The organism is Streptomyces sp. RPT161 (genome assembly GCF_027533845.1).
GTDB classification, from domain to species: domain Bacteria; phylum Actinomycetota; class Actinomycetes; order Streptomycetales; family Streptomycetaceae; genus Streptantibioticus_A; species Streptantibioticus_A silvisoli_A.
This window is the reverse complement of the sequence record NZ_JAPZVN010000001.1, coordinates 919,579-943,780: the sequence shown is the minus strand read 5'-3', so window position 1 is coordinate 943,780 and position 24,202 is coordinate 919,579. Positions and strand designations below refer to the sequence as shown.

Sequence of the window (24,202 nt, the reverse complement as noted above, 5' to 3'; positions counted from 1 at the left end):
TGATGAGCACGACGGACACCAGCACCGGCACCGGTGCGGACGGCGCCGCCGAGGCGCTGAGCACCGCGCCGCGTGAGGACGGCGACACCACCGGCGACGCTCCGAACCTGCCGAAGCTCGGCGTCATCGGCTGGCTGCGCTGGTTCTGGCGGCAGTTGACGTCGATGCGGGTCGCGCTGATCCTGCTGTTCCTGCTGTCGCTGGCGGCCATCCCCGGCTCGCTGGTCCCGCAGGAGGGCACCGACCCGGTCAAGGTCTCGGACTTCCTGAAGAACCACACCACGCTCGGCCCGATCTACACCAAGCTCGGGCTGTTCCACGTCTACAGCTCGGTGTGGTTCTCCGCGATCTACATCCTGCTGTTCGTCTCGCTGGCGGGCTGCATCATCCCGCGCAGCTGGCAGTTCGTCGGCCAGCTGCGCTCCCAGCCGCCGCGCGCCCCGCGCAAGCTGGACCGGATGCCCGCCTACGCGACCTGGCGCACCGACGCCACGCCGCAGGACGTGCTCGACTCGGCCCGCGACACGCTGCGCGGCCGGCGCTTCCGGGTGGCGTCCGGCGAGGAATCGGTCGCCGCCGAGAAGGGCTATCTGCGCGAGGCCGGGAACCTGGTCTTCCACATCGCCCTGTTCGGGCTGCTGATCGCGTTCGCCATCGGCACGCTGTACAAGTCGGACGGCAACAAGCTGGTCGTCACCGGCGGCGGTTTCACCAACAACCAGACGCAGTACGACGACCTCAGGCACGGCGCCTTCTTCGACCCGGACAACATGGCCCCGTTCGGCTTCAGGCTGAACGCGTTCCACGCCACGTACGAGGATTCGGGACCGCAGAAGGGCACGCCGCGCAGCTACTCCGCCGACGTCACCTACTTCGGCCCGGACGGCAAGAGCCACAAGCGGACCATCCACGTCAACGACCCGCTGAACGTGGCGGGCAACAAGGTCTATCTGACCTCGCACGGCTACTCGATGGTGGTGACGGTCCGGGACGGCCAGGGCAACGTCGCCTACAGCGGCCCGGTGCCGTTCCTGCCGCTGGACGGAAACGTCACCTCGCAGGGCGTCGTCAAGGTGCCGGACGCGGTGGGCAAGGACGGTAAGCGCGACCAGCTCGGCTTCGCCGGACTGTTCACCCCGACGATGGCGATCGACCCGGTGAACGGCCCGCACTCGGTCTTCCCGGCGCTGGACCGCCCCGCGCTGTTCATCACCGGCTACCACGGCGACCTGGGCATGGACAGCGGTCTGGCGCAGAACGTCTACACGCTCGACACGACCAACAAGAACCTCAAGCAGTTCACGGACGACAAGGGCAACCCGGTCCGCAAACTGATGGTGCCCGGCGACACCTGGACGCTGCCGAACGGCGCCGGGTCGATCACGCTCAACCGCGTCGACCAGTGGGCCAACTTCGAGATCGTCCACCAGCCGGGCAACTCGCTCGCCCTCGGCAGCGCCGTGTGCATGCTGCTCGGGCTCGCCGGGTCGCTGTTCATCCAGCGCCGCCGGGTGTGGGTACGGGCTCGGCGCACGGAGGACGGGCGCACCCTCGTCGAGCTGGCCGGGCTCGGCCGCAGCGAGTCGCGGAAGGTCGCCGAGGAACTGGCGGTGCTGGTGTCGGCCGTACACGCCAAGGCGCCCACCGCGGCCGAAGAACCGCAAGAATCCCAGCCGGATTCCCTGTCAGATGGGGACCACTCGGACAAGGAGCAGTCGTGACCATCGCTGCCGGGGTCAATGAGAGCTTGGCCAGTATCAGCAACTACCTGGTGTATTCGGCGATCACCGTCTACACCCTGGCCTTCCTCGCCCACATCGCCGAGTGGACCTTCGGCAGCCGCAGCCGGGTGGCGCGCACCGCGCGGGCGGTCACCGAGTCGGCCGCCGCGCCCGCCGCTCCGGCGGTTCGGGTGACGCAGCGCGGCGGCGGTACCACCGTGCTGGACCGGCCGAAGGTGGTGACCCGGGACGGTTCGGACGACCGGGGCGCCACCGACGGCCCGGGCGCCGCGGGCGGCAGCGAGAAGGGCGACCTGTACGGGCGTATCGCCATCTCGCTGACCGTGCTCGCCTGGCTGCTGCACCTCGGCGGAGTGGTGGCCCGCGCGCTGTCCGTGGGGCGGGCGCCGTGGGGCAACATGTACGAGTTCTCCACGACGCTGGGCCTGGTCGCCATCGGCCTGTACCTGTTGCTGCTGGCGCTCGGCAAGAACGTCCGCTGGGTCGGGCTGTTCCTGATCACCTCGGTGCTGCTGGACCTGGGTCTGGCGGTCACGGTGCTGTACGCGGACTCCGACCAGCTGGTGCCGGCGCTGCACTCGTACTGGCTGTGGATCCACGTCAGTTGCGCGATCATCTGCGGCGCCGCGTTCCACCTGGGTGCGCTGGCCACCTTCCTCTACCTCTTCCGTGACGGATACGAGCTGCGCGGCGAGCAGGGGCGGCTGGGCAGGCTGGACTTCCTGCTGGAGCGGCTGCCCGCCGCGGCGACGCTGGACAAGTTCGCGTACCGGATCAACGCGGCGATCTTCCCGCTGTGGACGTTCACCATCATCGCGGGATCGATCTGGGCCGAGTCGGCATGGGGCCGGTACTGGGGCTGGGACCCCACGGAGACCTGGTCGTTCATCACCTGGGTCGCGTACGCGTGCTACCTGCATGCCCGTGCCACCGCGGGCTGGAAGGGCCGCAAGGCGGCCTACCTGTGCCTGATCGCCTTCGGCTGCTTCCTGTTCAACTACTACTGCGTCAACATCTTCATCGTCGGCAAGCACAGCTACGCCGGGCTGTAAGCCCGACCGTAAGGTCCTTTCCCGGGGGTCTGGGCTTCGGCCCAGACCCCTTCTGGGAGCTCCACCCCCGGCGAGCCCTCGGGGGCTGGGGCGCAGCCCTCAGGGAAGCCTGGGCGAAGCACCGAACGGAAATCCCCTTACTCCTACCGCCGGTGGCGGTGACCAGGCTCCTGGTGGGGCGGGGTCTGCCGGGAGCCCGGCAGGGTGGGCTTGGGGAGGTGCGCCACCTCCCATTCCGCCTCGGCGAGTTGCTCCGCCGTATCGGTGGGCAGGCCCGGCGGGCGAGATGCCGCCGAGTCCCAGCCGAAGGCGGACGTGAGGTCACCGAACGTACGCCGCCGCCACCGGCTGATGTTGGGTTCGGTCACCCCGGTGAACCGCTCCAGGAACCGCAGCACCGAGGTGTGGTCGAACGCCTCACCGGCCGCCCAACCGCCCACCGTCCACGGCGAGATGATGATGCACGGCACCCGGAAACCGGCTCCGATCGGCAGTCCGTTGACGAACTCGTCCGGTGTGCCCGGCTTCGGCGTGGGCGGCGGAACATGGTCGAACAGGCCGTCGTTCTCGTCGTAGTTGAGGATGAACGCGGTCTTCGCCCACACCTTCGGGTTCGAGGCGATCGCCTCGATCTTCGAGGCGACGAAGTCCGCGCCCGCCGCGGGCAGGTAGTCCGGGTGCTCCGACTGGTAGCTGGTCGGGATGATCCAGGAGACCGCGGGCAGCTGGCCGCTTCGGGCGTCCTCCTCGAAGGCGCCCGCGGGCCGGAACCGCATGCCGCGCTCGTAGAGCGGATCGCCGGGCTTGGCGTCCTGGAAGGACTGGAAGTTCTCCAGCATGTTGCAGCCGTAGTTGTCCAGCTCCTGGTACACCTGCCAGCTGATTCCGGCGTCCTCCAGCCGCTCCGCGTACGTGGTCCAGCGGTACGGCGACGGCGCGTCGTTGGTGGTGATCGGGCCGCCGTGGGTGCCGCTCGGGTCGATGGTGCCCGTCATCCAGTACAGCCGGTTGGGCCAGGTCGGCCCGAACACCGAGCAGAAGTAGTTGTCGCAGATCGTGAACGCCTCCGCCAGCGCGAACTGGAACGGAATGTCCTCGCGGGTGTGGTAGCCCATCACGTACGGGCCGTTGGCGCCGTCCGCCGCCCGGTGCGCGGGCAGCCACCTGTCCATCCGGCCGTGGTTCCACGCCCGGTGCTGCACCTCCCAGGCGTGGCTGGTGGACGGGATCGCCTGGGCGCTCGACTTGTGCGTGTCGAGGTGGAAGGGGAGCAGATATCCGGCGGGGTTCTCCTCGTCCGGCTGGTAGAACACCGAACGGCCGGTGCTGAGTCGCAGCGCGTCGGGGTCCGCGAACCCCCGTACGCCCTTGAGGGTGCCGAAGTAGTGGTCGAAGGACCGGTTCTCCTGCATCAGCAGGACCACGTGTTCGATGTCCGCCAGCGAGCCGTGCCGGGCCGGTCCGGCCGCGACCGCCCGCTGGACGCTCGGCGGCAGTAGGGACAGCGCGGCGGCGCCGCCGAGTGCGCCCCCCGCCGAGCCGAGGAGTCTGCGTCGGGTGATGTCGGGCATGGGTATCCCTCTCCCTCGAATCGCGTACGCCCTCTCCGGGCCTTCGCCGACTCTCCAGCGCCGATCGGATCGGAGGGAGGAGCAATTGCGTTAACTATGCAGCAATTGACCGTGTACGGATGAGGCTTTGGGGATGGTTCGGCGTGTCGCGGGCATGCCGCTCGCGCCGTCGGCGGCGCTGCCGCCAGTGGTGACTCCGGCTCAGGACGCGGTGGGTGAGGCGTCGTCAGGTCCGGAGGCGCCGTTCTGCTTGCGGCGCAGCTCCTCCTCGCGGCGGCGCAGGTCCGCCTCCCACTCCTTGAGCATGGCCTCGTCCCGCTTGTTCGCCAGGCTCAACGAGCGTAGGAACTCGGGGTTGTCGTCCGGCGCGACCCAGTGCGTCGGCTCCTCGGCCGCCGTCGTCCCGAAGCCCGCGCCGTCCGCCGCAGGCCCGCCGCCGCGCAGGCCCGCCCGCGGACGCCCCGCGGCCAGCCAGGCGACCGGTCCGATCAGCACCTCACCGAACAGCAGGATGATGAGCACCCACACCACCTTGGGCAGATTGCGCACCTGCTGCTCGGGGGTGTTCAGGCAGTCGATGAACGCGAAGATCCACAGCGCGAGCACCAGCAGGAAGGGCAGATACCTGATCATGCCGACGCGGTCCCCCTGAGTACGGCGAAGGGCCGCGGACGGCCCAGTGACGGATCAAGGGTAGACCGCGCGGGCCGACGGGTGGGCCGTCCGCGGCGCACCCGCGGGCGGGCGCGCTGAACGCCGTGCCGTGCGCCCGGCGGCGAGCGGCGACATCGGATGTCGGATACTGGAACGCATGGCTTACGACGATCTTCGCTCGTTCCTGAGGGCGCTGGAGCGGGACGGTGACCTCAAGCGCATCAAGGTCGAGGTCGACCCCTGTCTGGAGGTCGGCGAGATCGTCGATCGGGTGAACAAGGCGGGTGGCCCCGCCCTGCTGTTCGAGAACGTGCGCGGCTCCGCCATGCCGCTGGCGATGAACGTCTTCGGCACCGACCGTCGGCTGCTCAAGGCGCTCGGGCTGAACTCGTACGACGACATCAGCGAGAAGATCGCGGGCCTGCTCAAGCCCGAACTGCCGCACGGCTTCACCGGGGTGCGCGAGGCGTTCGGCAAGCTCGCCGGGATGGCGCACGTACCGCCGAAGAAGGTCAGGCCGGGTGACGCGCCGGTGCAGGAGGTCGTGCTCACCGGCGACGAGGTGGACCTGGAGCGGCTGCCCGCGCTGTTCACCTGGCCGCACGACGGCGGCTCGTTCTTCAACCTCGGCCTGACGCACACCAAGGACCCGGAGACCGGGGTGCGCAACCTCGGCCTCTACCGGTTGCAGCGGCATGACGCGCGGACCATCGGCATGCACTGGCAGATCCACAAGGACAGCCGCAACCACTACCAGGTCGCCCAGCGGCGCGGCGAGCGGCTTCCGGTGGCCATCGCGTTCGGCTGCCCGCCCGCGGTGACCTACGCGGCCACCGCGCCGCTGCCCGGTGACATCGACGAGTACCTGTTCGCGGGATTCGTCCAGGGCAAGCGGGTGGAGATGGTGGACTGCAAGACGGTCCCGCTCCAGGTCCCGGCCGCCGCCGAGGTGGTCCTGGAAGGCTGGCTGGAGCCCGGAAGGACGCTGCCGGAGGGGCCGTTCGGCGACCACACCGGCTTCTACACCCCGCAGGAGCCGTTCCCGGCGCTGACCATCGACTGTGTGACGACGCGTCGACGGCCGCTGCTGCAGTCGATCGTGGTGGGGCGCCCGCCGACCGAGGACGGCCCGCTGGGCAAGGCCACCGAGCGCTTCTTCCTGCCGCTGCTCAAGGTCATCGTCCCGGACATCGTCGACTACGACCTGCCCGAGGCGGGCGGCTTCCACAACTGCGCGATCGTCTCGATCGACAAGAAGTACCCCAAGCACGCCCAGAAGGTGATGCACGCCATCTGGGGAGCGCACATGATGTCGCTCACCAAACTCATCATCGTGGTCGACTCGGACTGCGATGTGCACGACTACCACGAGGTCGCCTGGCGGGCGTTCGGCAACACCGACTACGCCCGCGACCTGACCGTGGTCGAAGGTCCCGTCGACCACCTTGACCACGCCTCCTACCAGCAGTTCTGGGGCGGCAAGGCGGGCATCGACGCGACTCGGAAGCTGCCCGAGGAGGGCTACACCCGCGACGGCGGCTGGCCGGAGATGGTCGTCTCCGACCCGCAGACCGCCGCGCGGGTGACACGGCGATGGAAGGAGTACGGGCTGTGAGCGTTGAGTCGGCGGCCCCGGATCTGTTCGGACCGGAGCCCGCGCCGCCCGGCAGGATCAAGGCGTTCCTGCGGCTGGTGATGATCGAGCACTCGGTCTTCGCCCTGCCCTTCGCCTACATCGCCGCGCTCACCGCCATGCAGGCGCGGAGCGCCTCCGTCCACTGGTGGCAGCTGTTCCTGGTGACCGTCGCGATGGTGGGGTTGCGCACCTTCGCGATGGCCTGCAACCGGATCATCGACCGGGAGATCGACGCCCGCAACCCGCGTACCGCGGGCCGCGAACTGGTCACCGGCGCGGTCTCGGTGCGCTCCGCGTGGACCGGCGCGCTGGTCGCCCTGGTGGTCTTCCTCGCCGCCGCCGCGTCGCTCAACACACTGTGCCTGTGGCTGGCACCGCTGGCCGTGGTGCCGATGGTGGTCTATCCGTACGGGAAGCGGTTCACCAACTTCCCGCACGCCATCCTCGGCCTGGCCCAGGCGATGGGGCCGATCGGCGCATGGCTCGCGGTGACCGGCAGCTGGTCGTGGGACGCGGTGATCCTGGGGCTCGCGGTGGGCGTGTGGATCGGCGGCTTCGACCTGATCTTCGGCTGCCAGGACGTGGCGGCCGACCGGGCGCACGGTGTGAAGTCGGTACCGGCCCGCTTCGGCATCGCCGCCGCGCTGTACGGCGCCCGGGCCTGCCATGTGGTGACCACCGCGCTGCTCGCCTGGTACGGCGTCGCCTCCGGCGCCGGCGCCTTCTGGTGGATCGGCCTGCTGATCGTCGCGGTCGCGTTCTGCTACGAGCACTCCATCGTCAAGCCGGGTGACCTGTCCCGGCTGAACCGGGCGTTCTTCACCGTCAACGGGTTCATCGGCATCGCGCTGTTCGTCTGCGCGCTGCTCGACCTGCTGACCCGCGGACTCGCCGCCTGACAGCGCGTCAGTCCGGGTTGCGGCGAGCTCAGGGTATGAGCTCGCCGACCCGGCGCTCCCGGAACGCGAACGCCGCGAGCACTCCGCCCACCAGCCCGAACAGATGCCCCTGCCAGGACACCCCGGTCGCGTTCGGCAGCACGCCCCACAGGATCGAGCCGTAGAGCACCGCCACCGCCACGCCCAGCGCGATGTCCAGCGGACGCCGGTCGACGAACCCGCGCACCACCAGATACGCGAACAGTCCGAATATCAGGCCGGACGCCCCCGCCGTGTTGGTGCCGGACGGCGCCACCAGCCACACGCCGAGCCCGCTGACGACGATGATCAGCAGCGAGATGGCGAGGAACCGGCCTATGCCGCGCAGCGCGGCGAGGAAGCCGAGGACCAGCAGCGGCAGGCTGTTCGCCGCGACATGCCCGAAGCCGAAGTGGACGAACGCCGCCGGGATGATGTCCAGCAGCCCGCGGGCCTGCCGGGGCACGATCCCGAAGTGGTCCAGTGCGCCGTGCGACACCGCGTCCACGGCCTCCAGCGCCCACAGCAGCGCCACCCAGCCAGCCATGAGCGCGCCCGCCGCGACGACGTTCGCCAAACCGCCGCCCGGGCGCACGGGCTTCGCATACGCCACCATCTCGCCGCCCCCTCGGTACCCCTCGAACCCCGTTGACCTCCTGTGCCCCGGCCCGGTTCCGCGCACTCCCGGGCCGCGCCCGGGGCAGGCTGCCCCCGGTCGGGAGATGTGCTTCCACGGTAGACAACGGGTCCGACATCCGTCCCGGTTCCGCGGCGCAGGTGGTTCTGCGGGCATCCGGCCCGATCGGGGCCGTTCGGACGGATAGGCTCCCGGTGTGGAGCCGCGACACACCTCATCGATACCCGACGACCGCCGACGTCCCTGGGTGGTCGGCGTCTCCGGGGCCTCCGGCACCCCGTTCGCGGCGTCCGTCGTCCGGGCGCTGCTGCACGCGGGGGAGGCGGTCGACCTGGTGGTCAGCCGGGCCGCCCGGCTGACGGTGCTGGACGAGACGGGTCACCCGTTCCGGGACGCCCACTGGCGCGAGGACCTCGCCCGGTGGCTGGCCCGCGGCGCCGACGGCACGCCGGACGCGTACGACGTCGACCTCGCCGCGGTGCGCTGCTGGCCCGCGGGTGACCTGGCGGCCGGGCCCTCGTCCGGCTCGTACCCGGCGAAGGGCATGCTGATCGTTCCGGCGAGTACGGCGTGCGTGGCGGGAGTGGCGCTCGGGCTGTCGAAGGACCTGTTGCAGCGCGCCGCGAGCGTGACGCTCAAGGAACGGCGGCCGTTGGTGGTCGTGGTGCGCGAGACCCCGCTCAGCGGGCCGACGCTCCGGCAGCTGGTCGCCCTTGACGAGGCGGGCGCCGTGGTGCTGCCCGCCTCTCCTGCCTTCTACGCCGGTGCGGTCAGCGCCCAGGACCTGGTGGACTTCGTGGCCGGCCGGACACTAGACGCCGTCGGCGTGCCGCACAAGCTGTACCGCAGATGGACGGGCGAGCTGGGCGGCGCACAGGGGTGACGGAGGGGCGAAGCACTTCCCTTGAGGGTGGTGGTGGGTGGCGCACAGGTGTGACAGGGGTGCGAAGCACGTCCGTTGAGGGCGGTGGTGGTGGCGGGTGGGCGGACGCCGAGGACCGACGTCGGGTCCTGACGTCAGGTTCCGGGCACCGTGTGCCTTAGATTCAATCCGTAAGCGCGGGACCGAAGTAGGAATGGAAGGCTCCAGGTACATGGACGCGGTGGACAGGCAGCTCATCCAGGCCCTGCGTGAGAACGGCAGGGCGTCCTATGCCGAGCTGGGCAGGCTCGTGGGGCTCTCCGGCCCCAGCGTCACCGACCGCATCAACCGCCTTGAGCAGGCCGGGGTCATCACCGGTTACCGCGCCACCGTGGCCCCCGCCGCGCTGGGCCTCGGCGCCACCGCGCTGGTCGGCATCCAGCTCAGCGACGCCGCCGACCACGAGGACGTGGCGCGCCGGATGCAGGACCTGGACGAGATCGAGGACTGCTGGTTCATCGCGGGCGACGACTCGTTCATGCTCAAGGTCCGGGTGCCCGACGTGGACGGACTCGAGCACACCATCCGGCGGCTGTCCGGCATCCGCGGCGTGGCCCGCACCCGCACCACCGTGGTCCTCTCCACGAAGTGGGAGAACCGGGTCGGCGAGCTGCCCGAAGAGGTCTGACCGGGGCCGCCCTGTCGGCGCCGTCAGGGGCAGGGCGTAGTCTCGATCGGGTCTAGGTGAGAAGGAGGCGGCATGGACGCGGGGCTCAAGCGTGAGCTGGAGGAGAAGGTCTACGCGGGGGAGCGGTTGACCCGCGAGGACGGGATCGCCCTCTACGAGTCCGACGACCTCGCCTGGCTCGGCGGTCTCGCGCACCACGTGCGGACGCAGAAGAACGGCGACGTCGTCCACTTCAACGTCAACCGCCACCTGAACATGACCAACGTGTGCACGGCGTCGTGCGCGTACTGCTCGTTCCAGCGCAAGCCGGGCGAGAAGGACGCGTACACCATGCGCATCGAGGAGGCCGTCCGGCTCGCCCAGCAGATGGAGGGCGACAACCTCACCGAGCTGCACATCGTCAACGGCCTGCACCCGACGCTGCCTTGGCGCTACTACCCGCGCTCGCTGCGCGCGCTCAAGGAAGCCCTGCCGCAGGTGGCGCTGAAGGCGTTCACCGCCACCGAGATCCACCACTTCGAGACGATCTCCGGCCTCGACGCGTCGGAGATCCTCGACGAGCTGATCGACGCCGGTCTCGAGTCGCTGACCGGCGGTGGCGCCGAGATCTTCGACTGGGAGGTCCGGCAGCACATCGTGGACCACCGCACCCACTGGGAGGACTGGTCCCGTATCCACCGGCTGGCGCACTCCAAGGGCCTCAAGACGCCGAGCACCATGCTCTACGGCCACATCGAGGAGCCGCGCCACCGCGTCGACCACGTCCTGCGGCTGCGTGAACTCCAGGACGAGACCGGCGGTTTCCAGGTCTTCATCCCGCTGCGCTACCAGCACGACTTCGTGGACATGAAGGACGGCAAGATCCGCAACCGCCTACAGGCCCGCACCACGATGGCCTCCGGCGCCGAGGCGCTGAAGACCTTCGCGGTCTCCCGGCTGCTGTTCGACAACGTGCCGCACGTCAAGGTGTTCTGGGTGATGCACGGTCTGTCCACCGCCCAACTCGCCCTGAACCACGGTGCGGACGACATGGACGGCTCGGTGGTCGAGTACAAGATCACGCATGACGCGGACGACTTCGGCACCCCGAACAAGCTGACCCGCGAGGACCTGCTGGACCTGATCCGGGACGCGGGCTTCCGGCCGGTCGAGCGCAACACCCGGTACGAGGTCATCCGCGAGTACCCGGGTCCGGACGCCGACCGTCGCGAGTCCCCGCAGCCCATGCGGGTGTGAGGCCGCCCCCCGAGGTGATCGTCCGGGAGGCGTGTTTCACTGGTGGGGTATGTACCGTACGGACGAGGAAAGAGTGGAAACGTCGTGAGCTGGAAGCCGAGCGCCATGCTCCGCTATACCGCGATGCGCCTTGGCCTGTTCGTGGCGAGCTTCGCCGTCATCTGGGGCCTCGTCTACCTGCGTGTCCTCCCGTCCGGGCTCGGCAGCTCCAACCTGCTGTGGGTGCTGCTGCTCGCGCTGGTCATCTCCGGGGCGCTGAGCTACGCGCTGCTGCGCAAGGTACGTGACCAGGCGTCCGCGCAGATCTCGGAGCGGGTGGACCGCACCCGCCGGGCCTTCGACGCCAAGGCCGGTGACGAGGACGCCGCCGACGACGCGGCGCGCAGCGCGCAGAGCGGCTGAGCCTCACCATGTGACGGTCGTCACGCACTTCACCACGCCCCGCGAGGGAATCACCCTTCCCCTGCGGGGCGTTGGTGTCTCTTGTTATCGCAATCCCAAAGAATCGCTTTGGGGTTGTCAAAGTACGAGTGTTAGCGTGACCGACATGTCCTCTTCCGCCACCCAAGCAGCGCCTACCGGTACGTCACGTCGAATACCCAGGATCCCGTTCTGGGCCCAGATCTTGTTGGGTCTCGTCGGTGGCGCGTTGCTCGGCTGGCTGGCGCACAGCCAGGACATCGCATGGCTGGGCAGCACCCTGGCGCAGATCGGCCACCTCTTCGTCCAGCTGCTGAAGCTGGCGGTCGCCCCGCTGGTCTTCTTCGCGATCGTGGTGTCCATCACCAACCTGCGCAACGTCTCCAACGCCGCCCGGCTGGCCACCCGCACCCTGCTGTGGTTCATGGCCACCTCGCTGATCGCGGTCGTCATCGGCCTGGCGATCGGGCTGCTCACCCACCCCGGTTCGGGCACCGGACTGACCGCGGCCAACGGTTCCAAGCCGCAACACACCGGATCCTGGCTGGACTTCCTCACCGGCATCGTCCCGACCGACATCATCACGCCGTTCACCCAGCTCAACGTGTTGCAGATCGTCTTCATGGCGGCCGTCGTCGGCATCGCGGCGCTGCAACTCGGTGAGAGGGCACAGCCGTTGCTCACCCTCAGCGGCAGCGTCCTGGAACTGCTGCAGAAGGCGCTGTGGTGGGTCATCCGGCTCGCTCCGCTGGGCACGCTGGGCCTGATCGGCAACGCGATCAACACCTACGGCTGGGACCTGATCAAGCAGTACGCGACGTTCACCGTCGATGTCTACGTCGGCTGCGCGCTGGTGATGTTCGGCGTCTACCCGCTGCTGCTGGCCACCGTGGCCAAGGTCAGTCCGCTGCGGTTCTTCCGCGGCGCCTGGCCCGCGATCCAGCTCGCCTTCGTCTCCCGCTCCTCGGTCGGCACCATGCCGGTCACCCAGCGGGTCACCGAGCGGCTGGGCGTGCCGCGCGAGTACGCCTCGTTCGCGGTGCCTTTCGGCGCCACGACCAAGATGGACGGCTGTGCCGCGATCTACCCGGCGATCTCCGCGATCTTCATCGCCGAGGTCTTCGGCATCCACCTGGGCATAGGCGACTACGTGCTGATCGCCTTCGTCTCGGTCATCGGCTCCGCCGCCACCGCCGGACTGACCGGCGCGGTCGTGATGCTCACCCTCACCCTGTCCACGCTCGGCCTCCCCCTGGAGGGCGTCGGCCTGCTGCTGGCCATCGACCCGATCCTGGACATGATGCGCACGGCGACGAACGTCGCGGGGCAGTCGGTCATCCCGATCCTGGTGGCCGCCCGTGAGCGGCTGCTGGACCGGGAGGCCTTCGACGCGGCCGACGGCGAGTTCGACCTGGACGGCTCGGACGAACCGGAGCGGGTCGCCGCGGCTGCGTAGTTACGCCCTTCGAGAGGCCCTCGCCAGTCGGCGAGGGCCTCTCGTCGTTGCTGGGGCACTGCCAAGCTGCCGCAGGAGGGCGGGTCCAGGTTCGGCGCCGTTGGCCAGAAGATCGGGTGGCGGAGGCGCCGCCGGGTGAACTTCCTTCGCGCCGTAGGGTGTTGGCGTGATCGATCCCACCGTGGCGACGCGCGCCGCGTATGACGGCATCGCCGCCGAGTACGCGCGGCAGTGGAGTACGCCCCCGGCGTGGATGAGTGCTGAGCTGGAGCGCCTGGCCGGGCTGCTGCCCGCCGGGGCGCGGATAGCGGACATCGGCTGCGGCCCCGGGCATCACACCCGGATGTTGCGGGAGCGCGGCTTCGACGTCACCGGGTTCGACCTGTCGCGGGCGATGCTCACCGCGGCCGGGGTGCCGGGGCTGGTTCAGGCCGACATGCGGGCGCTGCCGGTGGACGCGGGGGCGCTGGACGCGGTGTGGTGTGTGGCCGCGCTGCTGCACGTACCGCGGCCCGAAGTGCCGGTGGTACTCGGCGAGTTCGGGCGGGTGCTGCGGGCGGGCGGCGAGTTGCTGCTCAGCGTCGCCGAGGGCGACGGCGAGGGGTGGGACGAGCGGGCCTACGGGCCCTCGCGCCGGCGCTGGTACGTACTGCACCGGTACGAGGCGCTCGCCGAGCTGCTGGACGCGGCCGGGTTCGACGTGGCCGACCACGCTCGGCAGTCGACGCACCGCGAGTGGCTGCGGGTTCACGCCCGGCGCCGTTGAACAGCGGTGCCCCTGCCGCTGTCCGCGGCAGGGGCACACCCGTCAGCACGCGTCAGTCGTGGTGGATGCGGGCGCGGTGGGTGACGGTGGAGTTCTGCGCGGTGGCGCTGGGCATCGCGCTGGGCGAGGCCTGGCCGGGGGTGGCGGCCACGTTGCCCGGCAGGATGCTGGGGCTCTGGCTGGGCATCGCCTGCGGGCGCTGGCCGGGCATCGGCCGGGACGGGCGGTGGCCGGGGCGCAGGTGCTGCTTGTGGCCCGGCAGGCTGGGCAGCGTGGTGACGTTGCGGCACCAGCGGGGGACCCGGCCCACGTTCTTGACGTAGCTGGCGCTCACCCACTCGCGCTGGCGGGTGTCCAGCTTGTACCAGATCGCGTTGCCGCGGACCCGCTGGCCGCGGACCTTGCAGACGATGCGGACGACCCGGCCGCTGTTCAGGTGGCCGACGGCCTGGTACCGGGTGCTCGGCCCGCTCCTGATCACCACACTGTGCCGGGCGACCACGCGGCCCTTGGCGTCGGGGACGAGCATCGTGTGGTGGCCGCGGCCGGCCGGCATGCCGGTGTCGGCCTGGGCGGGAACCGCGGGTACACACAGGAGTCCGACGACTCCGATTGCTACGGCGAGGCGGCGCATAGGGACCTCAGTTCTCGTGCGTGAGCGTGCGCTCGTGTGCGAAGGGGTGCGCCCAGCATGCGCGGACCGGCCGTCGGAAACCCTGAGGTGGCAGGGGGAGACACGGCCAATCCCCCGGACGGTGGTACGGGTTCACGCTCTTGCGTCATACGCCGGTCGGGGCTTCGAGGACGGCGAACCGTTGGCCTGATTCCTTCCGGGCAGCATGTGTTTACCGCCGGTAACTCGCCTGGCCGTGCCAGAGACGCCCATGTCGCATGACATGTCACCGCAACTCGGTCGCGCGGGACCCGAGTTGACCACTCCGTCGGGCCGTGCCGTGCGGGCCGTCGCCGTGCCCATGGGCGCGGCCGCCACCACCGGCGGCTCGGCGCCGCGGGCCGCACCGCCCAGCGGATCGAGGAACCGTACGCCAACCGTCAGACCGGCTCGGCGCCGCGGGCGTAGCGGGCGGCGAACTCCCGGAACCGGCGGCCCGCCGTGCTGCCCGGTCGGCCCTGGTACCAGGCCAGACCGATGGTGCGGTACGCGTCCTGGTCGGCGATCGGCACCAGCCGGACCCCGGCGGGCGGTGGGCCGCCGTCGCCCGCCGGGACCACGGCGACGCCGAGCCCGGCGGCCACCAGGCCGTTGATGGTGGAGACCTCGGCGCACTCGGACACCACGTCGGGAGTCACCCCGGCCCGGTGGAACAGCTGGCAGGTGATCTGCCGCAGTCCCAGCGCCGGGCGCATGATGATGAACCGCTCGTCCGTCAGCTCGTCCAGCCGGACGGTGTCGCGGTCGGCGAGCCGGTGGTCGGCGGGCACCGCGAGCCCCAACCGCTCGTCGCGCAGCGGCAACCAGCCGAGCTGCGGGTCGGACGGCCGCGGGCTGGTGATCGCGGCCTCCGCGGTGCCGTCCCGCAGCAGCTCCAGCACGGCCCCGGCCGAGTCCTGGTGCAACGTGAAGCGCGCGCCGGGGGAGTCCTGGGCGTACGCGCCGAGCAGCCGGGGCACCAGCCAGCTGCCGAGCGAGTGCACGAAGGCCAGGGCGAGTGTCTCCCGCGGCGGGGCGAGCAGCGTGGCGATGCGGCCCTGAGCCGCGTCCAGCTCGTCCAGTGCCCGCTGTGCGTGCCGCCGGAAGATCCGGCCGTGGTCGTTGAGGCGTAGCCGGTGCCGGTCGCGGTCGAACAGCCGGGCGCCGACCTGCCGTTCCAGCCGCAGCAGCGCCCGCGACAGCGTCGGCTGGGCTATCCGCAGCCGCGCCGCCGCCTCGGTCACATGCTCGGTCTCGGCGAGCGTGAGGAACCAGCGCAGTTCGTCGATGGTCACCCGGAGATTGTCCCTCTTCCCAGGGTTATGCACGGGGCGCATGAACCGGCACCAAATCCGGTATTTCCCTTTTGGTGGACGGGTGTTGATGCTGGCTACATGCTCACTACTGACGAGAAACTCGCACTGGCCACCGCGTTCCACACCGGCCTTGTCACCGCCGACTGGGAATTGATCCGTTCACTGCTCACCGACGACGCCAGCTGGACGCTGCCCGGCGACAACCGGATTTCCGGTCGGGTGGTCGGCGCGGACGCGGTGGTGGAGCGTGCCCGGCTGATCGCCGGATACGGCGTGAATTTCGACTTCCAGCGCGTTCTGGTCAGCCGCGACAACCTGGCACTGTCACTGCACAACACCGCGGAACGCAACGGTGTGCGGCTGGACGAATACCTGGCCACCGTGTGCTTTCTACGGGACGGAAAGATCGCGGCTATCGAGACGTATCTGTCGGATGTCGACGGGATGAACGCCTTCTTCTGTTGAGCGTCAACCGGTGGTGCGGGAGTTCGGCGAGGCGGGAGCCGAACTCCCGTACCGCGTTCAGCAGTTGCCGTCCGCGGGTCGGCCCGCGAAGCGCTCCGCCAGCCAGTCCATGGCCAGCGGCGAGCCCGCGATCGCGCCCTCCACGTGCCCCATCAGCGGCAGCTCCCGCCACCACACGGTGCCGCCCTCGCCGCACCACTCGCGGCGCAGCTGGGCGGCCACCGGGTACGGGATCAGCTCGTCGTCGGTCGCCTGGTACAGGTAGACCGGGGCGTCGGGGGCGTGGGTGCCCAGTTGGTCAGCGCGCAGCCGCCGCTGCCAGTCGGGCTGGACCAGCGGGTCGGTGACCGTCACCTCGTCGACGGTCTTGAACGCCGCCGCGATGGTGTCCTCGGCCACGCACTGCGTCTTGTCCAGGTTGACGTAGTAACGTCCCTTGGCGTTCAGGTACTTGGCCAGGTCGAGCTCGGGGTAGGCGGTGTCGTGGCCGACACCGGCCATCAGGATCAGGCCCGCGCCGATGTTGCCGTTGTTGTAGTCGGCGACCTTCAGCAGGTCGGCGGGCACGCCGCCGGTGGCGGTGCCCTGGACGTTCAGGTCGGGCGCGTAGCCGTGGTGCAGCTCGGCGGCCCATCCGGCGGCCTGGCCGCCCTGCGAGTAGCCCATGATGCCGACCGGGCTGTCGGCGTCCAGACCGGTGCCGGGCAGGCGCTCGGCCGCGCGGGCGGCGTCCAGTACCGCCTGGCCCTCGGCCCGGCCCACCGCGTAGGTCTCCACGCCCGGGTCGCCGGCCAGCTCGTAGTCGGTGACCGCGACCGCCCAGCCGCGCAGCAGCGCCTGGTTGATCAGGTTGCCCTCGACGGCGGTGCCGGTGGGGAACCCGGCCGAGGGCGCGCACTTGGGGGCCAGTCCCACCGTGCCGACGGCGTAGGTGACCAGGGGGCGTCGGCCTGTGCGACCGTCGTCGGGGACCAGGACGGTGCCGGAGACGACGTTGGGCGCACCGGTGGCGCTGGTGGAGCGGTAGCGGATCGTCCAGGCCCTGGCGTTGGACGGGGTGAGCGGGTTCGGCAGGAATCTGGACGGGCGGGCACTGACGATGTCGCCGGGACGCTCGCCGGTGGGGGCGGCGGTGGCGGCGGCCTGCGGCAGGGCGGCGCTCATCGCGAGTGCGGTGAGTGCGGCGAGGACGGCGCGCCGGGCGCGCGAGATCGTGGGGGTCATGGCGGCGGCTCTCCCAACTGCCCTGGGTGACGTACGGGTTCGTCCGCGCTCAGGGATTTTCCCGGCCGGGACCCGATACCGCCAGACGCGTGCGGAGGGAAAACTCGCGCGCCCGGAAAAGGCAGGAGCCCCGCGCGGTGCGCGGGGCTCCTTGGGTACTGCGTATCGGACGCGATTACGCCGGGGTGACGTTCTCGGCCTGCGGGCCCTTCGGGCCCTGGGTGACGTCGAAGGTCACGCTCTGGTTCTCCTCGAGGGAGCGGAAGCCAGCGGCGTTGATCGCGGAGTAGTGAACGAAGACGTCGGGGCCCCCGCCGTCCTGGGCGATGAAGCCGAAGCCCTTTTCAGCGTTGAACCACTTCACGGTTCCGGTAGCCATAAAGCCCTCCTTGGGCCAAGGGTCGCCCTGCTCCAGAACCTGCAAAGAAGTCTGAAAACTACAAAAGCCTGCGGCGTCACATGCTCCGCAGGCTCTGTACTGCAAGGGAAACCAAACTGCAACTTGCGTTGAGGGTAGCACGGCACAACTGAACCGGGGAAGAGGTCGAAGATCTCCGGCCATGGCGTGTCCCAGCCTCTTGACGTCGGCCAAAACCGCCCGAGCGGCCGCTTCCGGACCGCCCCGTGACAAGATCGGGATCGGTCGCGACTAGCCTCCCGATGTGGACAATTCTGCGTTTACGCCTGCACCGGCCGCATCCGCCACCGACCCCCGGCACCACCGTCCGAACCGCCCCCGGGTGGGTCACATCCAGTTCCTGAACTGCCTCCCCCTCTACTGGGGACTCGCCCGAACGGGGACGCTGCTCGACCTGGAGTTGACCAAGGACACGCCGGACGAGCTCAACGACATGCTGGTCCGCGGCGACCTCGACATCGGCCCGATCTCGCTGGTGGAGTTCCTGCGGCACGCGGACGACCTGGTCGTGCTGCCGGACATCGCGGTGGGCTGCGACGGCCCGGTGATGTCCTGCGTGATCGTCAGCCAGGTTCCGCTCGACCAGCTGGACGGCGCCAAGGTGGCGCTCGGCTCCACCTCCCGTACCTCCGTTCGCCTCGCCCAGCTGCTGCTGGCGGAGCGGATCGGCGTCGCCCCGGACTACTTCACCTGCCCGCCCGACCTCGGGCTGATGATGCAGGAGGCGCAGGCCGCCGTGCTGATCGGAGACGCCGCGCTGCGCGCCACCCTGCACGACGCGCCTCGGCTCGGCCTTGAGGTGCACGATCTGGGGCTGATGTGGAAGGAGTGGACCGGGCTGCCGTTCGTCTTCGCGGTCTGGGCGGCCCGCCGCGACTACCTGGCCACCCGCCCGCGCGCCGTGTTCGAGGTGCACAAGGCGTTCCTGGCCTCCCGCGACCTCTCCCTGGAAGAGGTGGAGAAGGCCGCCGAGCAGGCAGCGCGCTGGGAGACGTTCGACGCCGAACTGCTGCGGCGCTACTTCACCACGCTCGACTTCTCGCTCGGCCGCGACCAGCTGACCGGCATCGCCGAGTTCGCCCGCCGGGTCGGCGACACCACCGGCTTCCCGCCGGACGTGGCAGTGGAGCTCTACCAGCCGGAGGCCTACACCGGACCCCGCACGGCCTAGCCCGCGCCCCCGCGCCGCGGCGCGTCCCGCCGCCGGGCATCCGCCGGGACGGCGAGACGCGGCACGGCGCGCACGGGCATCCGCCGCCGTCCCCTGACGGGTTGCCAGACTGCGTACGTGGAACATACGCGGTAACCGACATGGGCGAGGCGGGAGCGTGGCCGGTGAGCGAGAAGAAACGTCCCTCCGCCGACGAACTGCTGGAGGCGCTGAACGTCAAGGCGATCCGGGCGCTGCGGAGCGCCGGGTTCGGCCTGCCCAGGCTGCGCGAGATGGCGAGGGGCGAGGACGGCGACGAGCGGGTGCACGCCATCGTCGCGGAGTTCACCACCGACGACACCCAGCGGATGGTGCGCACCACCTGGCCGCCCGACCGGCTGCCGCGCCCCGCCGACCACACGCCGCTGACCCGCCGGGTGATCAGGCGCTGGACCCTTGTGCTGCTGTTCGACCTGGCGGCCGGGGCGCTGTGCTGGCTGCTGACGCTGGCGGGCAACAGGGCCACCACCCTGGCCGTGGTGCTGGCGTTGCTGATGGTGCATGGGGTGTGGGTGATGCGCGGAATGCCGGAGGCGCCCGGCCACAGGGCCGCCGCCATCCTCGCCTGGGTCGGGCTTCCGGTGCTGCTGCTGGGCGTGGTCTACGGCAGCCCGCGCGCCTACCTCGACATCTGGGGCCGGCAGGCCACCGCCACCGCCTACAGCCAGACCTGGACGCACACCAACGGCACCGCGCCCTCGCCCACCTGCTACGTCCAGCTGCCCGACGGCCAGGTCAGGGAACTGCTCACCGACAACCGCACCTGCGCGGGCCTGGGCAGCGCCGCCGCGCGGCCGATCCCGGTGGTCTACGACCCCGCGGAAGGGGTTCTTCCGGTGTCCGGCACCAAGGCGAGCCTGAACCTCGGACGGGACATGGGCTTCGCCATGGCCGGGCTGCTGCTGGTGGTGCTGGCCGCGGGCACCGCGGTGGTACGAACCGGAGCCGCCGCGCGCGGGTGACCGAACGGCGACGGGTGGGCGGCCGGGCGAAAAGTACCGGACGATACCCTGGCCGAAGGCCACACCGCATCGCCTCCGGAGGAACCATGCAATCCGTACTGGACCGCGCCGCCGCCGGGGGACGGATCACCCCGCAGGAGGCACTGGAGCTCTACCGGAACGCTCCGCTGCACGCGCTCGGCCAGGCCGCCGACGCCGCTCGCCGCCGCCGCTACGCCGACACCGCGCACATCGCCACGTACATCATCGAGCGGAACATCAACTACACGAACGTGTGCGTCACCGCGTGCAAGTTCTGTGCCTTCTACGCTCCGCCCAAGAGCGACAAGGGCTGGACCCGTGACCTCGACGACATCCTGCGGCGCTGCGCGGAGACCGTCGAACTGGGCGGTACGCAGATCATGTTCCAGGGCGGCCACCACCCCGACTTCGGCGTGGAGTACTACGAGAAGCACTTCGCGGCGATCAAGAAGGACTTTCCGCAGCTGGTGATCCACTCCCTCGGCGCCTCCGAGGTGGAGCACATGGCGCGGATCTCCGGGGTGAGCGTCGAGGAGGCGATCCGCCGGATCCACGCCGCGGGCCTGGACTCGTTCGCGGGCGCCGGCGCGGAACTCCTGCCGGAGCGGCCGCGCAAGGCGATCGCGCCGCTCAAGGAGTCCGGTGAGCGGTGGCTGGAGATCATGGAGACCGCGCACAACCTGGGTGTGGAGTCCACCTCCACCATGCTGATGGGCACCGGCGAGACCAACGCCGAACGCATCGAGCACCTGCGCATGATCCGTGACGTACAGGACCGCACCGGTGGCTTCCGGGCGTTCATCCCGTACACGTACCAGCCGGAGAACAACCACCTCAAGGGCCAGACGCAGGCGACGGTCTTCGAGTACCTGCGGATGATCGCCATCGCGCGGCTGTTCCTGGACAACGTCGCGCACATCCAGGGCTCCTGGCTGACCACCGGCAAGGAGGCGGGCCAACTCTCCCTGCACTACGGGGCGGACGACCTCGGCTCGGTGATGCTGGAGGAGAACGTGGTCTCCTCGGCCGGGGCCAAGCACCGCTCCAACCTCGCGGAGTTGATCCACCTGATCCGCACCGCGGGGCGGGTGCCGGCGCAGCGGGCGACGACCTACGAGCACCTGGTCGTGCACGACGACCCGGCGAACGACCCGGTCAATGACCACGTTGTCTCGCACCTTTCGTCCACCGCGCTCGACGGGGGCACGGCGCACCCCGAGTTGAAGCTGATCGACGCCTCCTAGGCGCGCGGATGCTGACGATCCACGTCGGCGCCGCACTGCGGCGCACGGCGGACGGCCGGGCCGTGCCCGGGGACGCGGTGGCGGTACGGGACGACCGGGTGGCGGAGGTCGGCCCGCTGGAGGAACTGCGGGAGCGGTATCCGCAGGCGCGGGTGCGCAGTTGGCCCGGCACGGTCGGACCCGCCCTGGTGCACGAGGGTGCGCTTCCCGCGGCGCCCACGCCACGGGAGCGGGTCTACGCGGTGCTGCGGTCGGGGGCCACGGCGGTGCTGGCGGACCGGGTCGCGGACCCGGACCTGCGGGACGCCGCGCGGCGCAGCGGGCTCACGGTCCTGGCGGCTCCCGGGCGGCCCGCGGAGCTGGTTCCGTCCGCCCGCGCGGACCTCGCGGTCTTCGACGACGCGGGCACATGTGTGGCGACGGTCGTCGCGGGCCGCGCGGTACACCGCCGGGCGTAGGCCCCGCCCGATCCGCCCGATTGGCACCGGCTTTTGCGGTGGCGGGGGTTGGGAGTAAACCCACCCGCCGGACCAACCGTGCGCCAGGCGAAAGGCCGACGGCAATCGGTGGGCGGGAGGGAAACCAGGGAAGCCCCAGCGGGGGCGTCAACGTGCCGTAAAGGCAACCCTGTTCGACATCAGGGACGCGTCAAGGCCCCCCTCCACCCGCATCTCACCCGTCAGGGTGATCCGTAACGGGGGAGGTGCGGCGCGGTGGCGGAGACCATCACGACTGCTGGCAGGCGCGTCACCGAGGCGGCGACGCAGACGCGAACGCGGGCGAGCGCGAAGGTGCCGACGCCACCCAGCCGCACACCCGCCCCCAGCCGGCAGCCGCGCGCAATACGCCCGCGCCGCCGCAGTGTCCCCGCGACGCTGCGCGCCGCGCTGACGGTGGTCCTGGCCCTGGTCATCGCGCTCGGCGCGCTGTGCGCCGCGATCCCGGCCCACACCAGCGGCAGTTGGACCAGCATCCAGCAGCGGCTGGCCCCGCAGGTCCGGCACGCGTCCGGGCTGTACCTGGCCCTCACCGACATGGACGCCGAGACCGCGAACATCCTGGTCTTCGGCAACGCCATGGACCTGGCCGGTGCCCGCGCGCAGGCGCGGAAGCTCTACGCCCAGGACCGTGACTCGGTCAGCACCGAGCTGCAGGGCGCCACCCGCTCCGCCGGTAACGACGCCGCGGCGCAGAACGCGCTGGTGGGGATCCTGGACGGGCTCGGCCAGTACGAGGAACTCGCCTCCCGGGCCACCTCGCTCAACGACCAGGCCGGCGCCCCCGCGGGGCACCCGGCGCCGGCCGCCCTCACCGCGTACCGCCAGGCCACGGACCTGATGCGGGATTCGCTGCTTCCGGCGGCGAACAAGTTGATCAACGCCAACAACGCGTCGTTCACGGCCACTTACGACGACGAGCGCGGACTGCTGTCCGATCTGCGGTGGGCCGCGCTCGGCCTGGGCCTGCTCACCCTCGGCGCGCTCGTCGCGCTGCAGGTGTTCATCACCGGGCGCTTCCGCCGGCTGGTCAACCCGGCGCTGGCCGCCGCGACCCTGCTGTGTGCGGCGGTCATCGGCACCGCCGTCACCATGTCCGGCGACGAGCAGCACCAGCTGGGCATCGCCCGGCACGACGCCTTCGACTCGGTGGTCGCGCTGTCGGCCGCCCGCGCGGTGGGCTACGACGCCAACGCCGACGAGAGCCGCAACCTGCTGGACGCCCAGCGCAGCGGCCAGTACTCGGACGCCTTCTTCGGAAAGTCCCAGGAGATCGCCCAGATCAACGGCTCAAGTCCGGCGACGTACTCCTCGGACGTCGCCGCCGCGCGGCAGGCCTACCTAGCCGACCACAACGATGTGCGGTTCGGCGGCTACCTGGGCACCGAGTTCCGCAACATCACCTTTCCCGGCGAGGGTTCGGCCGCCGAGCGCGCGCTGTCCGCCTGGGTGGACTACGAGCACGTCGACCGCACCACCCGCGAGTACGTCGCCGCCGGACGGCTCGACCAGGCCATCCGTCTCAACACCAGCTGGGCCAGGGGCGGTTCGAACTACACGTTCCAGCAGTGGGACGACGCGATGAAGGACGACATCGCGATCAACGACCACGCGTTCGCCGACGCGGTCTCCAGCGGTCAGTCGGAGTTGGACTCGTCGCTGGTCCTGGTCATCGCCGGTACGGCGGTGGCGCTGGCGCTGGCCGCCGTCGGCGTACGGCTGCGGCTGCGCGAGTTCCGCTGACCGCGCCCAGCCAGCCGCGGCGCGAGCGCGAGGCCGAACCGGTGGGCGGGTGGGGAAGGCCCCGCGCCGCCGTGGACAATGGGCAGCGTGACCCGAGCCTCCCTGGACAAGCAGCCGTCGGAAGTCGCGTCGATGTTCGACGACGTGGCGGCCAAGTACGACCTGACCAACGACGTGCTGTCACTGGGGCAGGCCCGGGTGTGGCGCAAGGCGGTGGCCCGCGCCGTGGACGCCCGGCCCGGTGAGCGGGTGCTGGACCTGGCCGCCGGTACCGGCACCTCCTCGCTGCCGTACCTCGACGCGGGCGCGCAGGTCGTGCCGTGCGACTTCTCGCTGGGCATGCTGCGCGAGGGCAAGCGGCGCCATCCGCGGCTGCCGCTGACCGCGGGCGACGCGACGAAGCTGCCGTTCGCGGACGACACCTTCGACGCGGTCACCATCTCCTTCGGGCTGCGCAACGTACAGGACCACGGCACGGCCCTCGCCGAGATGCTGCGGGTGACCCGGCCCGGCGGCCGGGTGGTGATCTGTGAGTTCAGCCATCCCACGTGGGCGCCGTTCCGCACTGTCTACACCGAGTACCTGATGCGCGCCCTGCCGCCGGTCGCCACCGCGGTCAGCAGCAACCCGGAGGCGTACGTCTATCTCGCCGAGTCGATCCGCGCCTGGCCGGACCAGCCGGGCCTGGCCGCCCGGCTGCGCGAGGCCGGTTGGACGAGGGTCGCCTGGCGCAACCTGACCGGCGGCGTGGTGGCCCTGCACCGCGGCTTCAAGCCATAGCGCCGCACGCCGGCGAGCCCGGCGCCAGGGCCG

The 24,202-nt window shown here is 70.6% G+C and carries 24 protein-coding genes; 17 read left to right on the top strand and 7 right to left on the bottom strand.

Going from position 1 to position 24,202, the window contains the following annotated elements:
- Positions 1-2: 2 nt before the first annotated feature.
- Both resB and ccsB read left to right on the top strand, forming a co-directional pair.
- Positions 3-1,721 carry a cytochrome c biogenesis protein ResB gene (gene resB / locus O5O46_RS04330; protein WP_269853829.1) on the top strand — a complete coding sequence of 573 codons (1,719 nt, stop codon included), beginning with the start codon at positions 3-5 and terminating at the stop codon, positions 1,719-1,721.
- Positions 1,718-2,794: a c-type cytochrome biogenesis protein CcsB gene (gene ccsB, locus O5O46_RS04325; protein WP_269853828.1), complete on the top strand. Its 1,077-nt coding sequence runs from the start codon at positions 1,718-1,720 to the stop codon at positions 2,792-2,794. Before resB ends, ccsB begins: the two co-directional genes overlap by 4 nt.
- Positions 2,795-2,937: 143 nt before the next feature.
- Here the strand turns inward: ccsB and O5O46_RS04320 are convergent, their stop codons facing one another.
- Both O5O46_RS04320 and O5O46_RS04315 read right to left on the bottom strand, forming a co-directional pair.
- Positions 2,938-4,365 (bottom strand): alkaline phosphatase family protein, encoded by a 1,428-nt coding sequence (locus O5O46_RS04320; RefSeq protein ID WP_269853827.1) that lies wholly within the window; start codon positions 4,363-4,365, stop codon positions 2,938-2,940.
- A 201-nt stretch (positions 4,366-4,566) separates the two neighbouring features.
- Positions 4,567-4,998 (bottom strand): PLD nuclease N-terminal domain-containing protein, encoded by a 432-nt coding sequence (locus tag O5O46_RS04315; RefSeq protein WP_269853826.1) that lies wholly within the window; start codon positions 4,996-4,998, stop codon positions 4,567-4,569.
- A 178-nt stretch (positions 4,999-5,176) separates the two neighbouring features.
- On the opposite strand from O5O46_RS04315, the gene O5O46_RS04310 reads away from it, so the two are divergent.
- Entirely contained in the window at positions 5,177-6,634 is a 1,458-nt protein-coding gene (locus tag O5O46_RS04310) for a menaquinone biosynthesis decarboxylase (protein WP_269853825.1), read from the top strand.
- Positions 6,631-7,554 (top strand): menaquinone biosynthesis prenyltransferase MqnP, encoded by a 924-nt coding sequence (mqnP, locus tag O5O46_RS04305; RefSeq protein WP_269853824.1) that lies wholly within the window; start codon positions 6,631-6,633, stop codon positions 7,552-7,554. The genes O5O46_RS04310 and mqnP overlap by 4 nt, the downstream gene beginning before the upstream one ends.
- Before the next feature lie 28 nt (positions 7,555-7,582).
- On the opposite strand, the gene O5O46_RS04300 is transcribed toward mqnP, so the two are convergent.
- Positions 7,583-8,188: a rhomboid family intramembrane serine protease gene (locus tag O5O46_RS04300; RefSeq protein WP_391858375.1), complete on the bottom strand. Its 606-nt coding sequence runs from the start codon at positions 8,186-8,188 to the stop codon at positions 7,583-7,585.
- A gap of 217 nt (positions 8,189-8,405) precedes the next feature.
- Here O5O46_RS04300 and O5O46_RS04295 point away from each other — a divergent pair, with 217 nt between their 5' ends.
- From O5O46_RS04295 to O5O46_RS04270, 6 genes are all read left to right on the top strand, one after another.
- The gene (locus O5O46_RS04295) at positions 8,406-9,092 is read left to right on the top strand and encodes a UbiX family flavin prenyltransferase (protein WP_269853823.1); all 687 of its coding nucleotides are present in this window, start codon (positions 8,406-8,408) and stop codon (positions 9,090-9,092) included.
- Positions 9,093-9,303: 211 nt separating this feature from the next.
- A complete protein-coding gene (locus O5O46_RS04290; RefSeq protein ID WP_269853926.1) occupies positions 9,304-9,759 on the top strand; it encodes an Lrp/AsnC family transcriptional regulator in 456 nt (151 codons plus the stop codon).
- A gap of 72 nt (positions 9,760-9,831) precedes the next feature.
- Positions 9,832-10,995, top strand: a complete 1,164-nt coding sequence (gene mqnE, locus O5O46_RS04285; protein WP_269853822.1) for an aminofutalosine synthase MqnE — start codon at positions 9,832-9,834, stop codon at positions 10,993-10,995.
- A 105-nt stretch (positions 10,996-11,100) separates the two neighbouring features.
- Positions 11,101-11,397 carry a DUF4229 domain-containing protein gene (locus O5O46_RS04280; RefSeq protein WP_269853925.1) on the top strand — a complete coding sequence of 99 codons (297 nt, stop codon included), beginning with the start codon at positions 11,101-11,103 and terminating at the stop codon, positions 11,395-11,397.
- A 145-nt stretch (positions 11,398-11,542) separates the two neighbouring features.
- On the top strand, positions 11,543-12,871 hold the full coding sequence (locus O5O46_RS04275) for a dicarboxylate/amino acid:cation symporter (RefSeq protein WP_269853821.1): 1,329 nt from the start codon (positions 11,543-11,545) through the stop codon (positions 12,869-12,871).
- Between the two features lie 166 nt (positions 12,872-13,037).
- Positions 13,038-13,637 (top strand): class I SAM-dependent methyltransferase, encoded by a 600-nt coding sequence (locus O5O46_RS04270; protein WP_269853820.1) that lies wholly within the window; start codon positions 13,038-13,040, stop codon positions 13,635-13,637.
- Between the two features lie 52 nt (positions 13,638-13,689).
- On the opposite strand, the gene O5O46_RS04265 is transcribed toward O5O46_RS04270, so the two are convergent.
- Both O5O46_RS04265 and O5O46_RS04260 read right to left on the bottom strand, forming a co-directional pair.
- Positions 13,690-14,193, bottom strand: a complete 504-nt coding sequence (locus tag O5O46_RS04265; protein WP_269853819.1) for an SH3 domain-containing protein — start codon at positions 14,191-14,193, stop codon at positions 13,690-13,692.
- A 497-nt stretch (positions 14,194-14,690) separates the two neighbouring features.
- Positions 14,691-15,584 (bottom strand): LysR family transcriptional regulator, encoded by an 894-nt coding sequence (locus O5O46_RS04260; protein ID WP_269853818.1) that lies wholly within the window; start codon positions 15,582-15,584, stop codon positions 14,691-14,693.
- Between the two features lie 99 nt (positions 15,585-15,683).
- On the opposite strand from O5O46_RS04260, the gene O5O46_RS04255 reads away from it, so the two are divergent.
- The gene (locus O5O46_RS04255) at positions 15,684-16,070 is read left to right on the top strand and encodes a nuclear transport factor 2 family protein (protein ID WP_269853817.1); all 387 of its coding nucleotides are present in this window, start codon (positions 15,684-15,686) and stop codon (positions 16,068-16,070) included.
- Between the two features lie 57 nt (positions 16,071-16,127).
- Here O5O46_RS04255 and O5O46_RS04250 read toward each other — a convergent pair whose 3' ends face one another.
- Both O5O46_RS04250 and O5O46_RS04245 read right to left on the bottom strand, forming a co-directional pair.
- On the bottom strand, positions 16,128-17,294 hold the full coding sequence (locus tag O5O46_RS04250) for a lipase family protein (protein ID WP_269853816.1): 1,167 nt from the start codon (positions 17,292-17,294) through the stop codon (positions 16,128-16,130).
- A 175-nt stretch (positions 17,295-17,469) separates the two neighbouring features.
- The gene (locus O5O46_RS04245) at positions 17,470-17,673 is read right to left on the bottom strand and encodes a cold-shock protein (protein ID WP_269853815.1); all 204 of its coding nucleotides are present in this window, start codon (positions 17,671-17,673) and stop codon (positions 17,470-17,472) included.
- A gap of 283 nt (positions 17,674-17,956) precedes the next feature.
- On the opposite strand from O5O46_RS04245, the gene O5O46_RS04240 reads away from it, so the two are divergent.
- The 6 genes from O5O46_RS04240 (at position 17,957) to O5O46_RS04215 (ending at position 24,169) form a co-directional block, all read left to right on the top strand.
- Positions 17,957-18,883, top strand: a complete 927-nt coding sequence (locus O5O46_RS04240; RefSeq protein WP_443072374.1) for a menaquinone biosynthetic enzyme MqnA/MqnD family protein — start codon at positions 17,957-17,959, stop codon at positions 18,881-18,883.
- A gap of 164 nt (positions 18,884-19,047) precedes the next feature.
- Positions 19,048-19,884 (top strand): hypothetical protein, encoded by an 837-nt coding sequence (locus O5O46_RS04235; protein ID WP_269853813.1) that lies wholly within the window; start codon positions 19,048-19,050, stop codon positions 19,882-19,884.
- A gap of 86 nt (positions 19,885-19,970) precedes the next feature.
- Positions 19,971-21,149 carry a cyclic dehypoxanthinyl futalosine synthase gene (gene mqnC / locus O5O46_RS04230; protein WP_269853812.1) on the top strand — a complete coding sequence of 393 codons (1,179 nt, stop codon included), beginning with the start codon at positions 19,971-19,973 and terminating at the stop codon, positions 21,147-21,149.
- Between the two features lie 8 nt (positions 21,150-21,157).
- Positions 21,158-21,607, top strand: a complete 450-nt coding sequence (locus O5O46_RS04225) for an imidazolonepropionase-like domain-containing protein (RefSeq protein ID WP_269853811.1) — start codon at positions 21,158-21,160, stop codon at positions 21,605-21,607.
- A gap of 255 nt (positions 21,608-21,862) precedes the next feature.
- A complete protein-coding gene (locus tag O5O46_RS04220; RefSeq protein ID WP_269853810.1) occupies positions 21,863-23,389 on the top strand; it encodes a hypothetical protein in 1,527 nt (508 codons plus the stop codon).
- An 87-nt stretch (positions 23,390-23,476) separates the two neighbouring features.
- The gene (locus O5O46_RS04215; protein ID WP_269853809.1) at positions 23,477-24,169 is read left to right on the top strand and encodes a demethylmenaquinone methyltransferase; all 693 of its coding nucleotides are present in this window, start codon (positions 23,477-23,479) and stop codon (positions 24,167-24,169) included.
- The last annotated feature ends 33 nt before the right edge of the window (positions 24,170-24,202 follow it).